Origin of the sequence: Bacillus sp. JJ1521, assembly GCF_036965165.1 — a bacterium.
Classification (GTDB): domain Bacteria; phylum Bacillota; class Bacilli; order Bacillales; family Bacillaceae_L; genus Ferdinandcohnia.
Window position 1 is genome coordinate 1 of sequence record NZ_JBALOX010000224.1, and the last position, 471, is coordinate 471.

At 39.1% G+C, this 471-nt stretch carries 1 protein-coding gene; it reads right to left on the bottom strand.

The annotated features are described in order from the left end of the window. Positions 1 to 99: 99 nt before the first annotated feature. Positions 100 to 471: LysR family transcriptional regulator substrate-binding protein (locus V7147_RS22875; RefSeq protein WP_335370105.1), on the bottom strand; the 372-nt coding region annotated here is incomplete at its 5' end.

Sequence of the window (471 nt, forward strand, 5' to 3'; positions counted from 1 at the left end):
GTTAAATTATAATTTAACCTATAAATGAGAACGTAAAACAGTCCTACTGATGTGGGGCTGTTTTTTTATTAGGTTTTGGGAGGGAGCACCCTCCGTCCCTTACGCAAGTTCCTTCTTCACCAACTCTATAAAATTCTTAGCTGCTGTTGAGACATAATGATGTTCAAGCCAGATCATTCCTAATGAAGAATACAGATTTGCGTCTTTTATCGGCGCAGAGTAGAGATGTTCGTCCCCATACACATCCAAGACAGATTTTGGTACGATTGTTGCTCCCATACCTCCCTTAACCATCTCCATTAATACATGCATATCCGAGCACTCTGCAATACTAGTAAATTGAAGTTTTTGTCTTGAAAATGCTTCATGTATGATGTTATAGCTTCCTAAGCCTTCGGTACTAGGAATAATGAGGGGCAACTGAGAAATCTCTTCAAGCGAAACCGTACCAGTTTTCTTATTGTTAACAAA